Origin of the sequence: Pseudomonas sp. KB_15, assembly GCF_052114525.1 — a bacterium.
Lineage (GTDB): Bacteria > Pseudomonadota > Gammaproteobacteria > Pseudomonadales > Pseudomonadaceae > Aquipseudomonas.
On sequence record NZ_JBFREX010000328.1, the window covers coordinates 1 to 381 of the forward strand.

General features: G+C 63.8%; 1 protein-coding gene. It reads left to right on the plus strand.

What is annotated here, in order from left to right; all coding sequences use genetic code 11:
- Positions 1 to 381: cytochrome b N-terminal domain-containing protein (locus AB4Z35_RS31120; RefSeq protein ID WP_442101315.1), on the plus strand; the 381-nt coding region annotated here is incomplete at both ends.

A 381-nucleotide genomic window follows, 5' to 3' on the forward strand; every position in this document is an offset into this window, starting at 1 on the left:
CTGCTGTACGGTTCGTACCGCAAGCCGCGCGAGCTGGTCTGGATCTTCGGCTGCCTGATCTTCCTGTGCCTGATGGCCGAGGCGTTCATGGGCTACCTGCTGCCCTGGGGCCAGATGTCGTACTGGGGCGCGCAGGTGATCGTGAACCTGTTTTCGGCGATCCCGGTGATCGGCCAGGACCTGTCGCTGTTCATCCGCGGCGACTACGTGGTGAGCGATGCCACGCTGAACCGCTTCTTCTCGTTCCACGTGATCGCGGTGCCGCTGGTGCTGCTCGGCCTGGTCGTGGCGCACATCATCGCGCTGCACGAAGTGGGCTCGAACAACCCGGACGGCGTGGAGATCAAGGCGAAGAAGGACGAGAACGGCATCCCGCTGGAT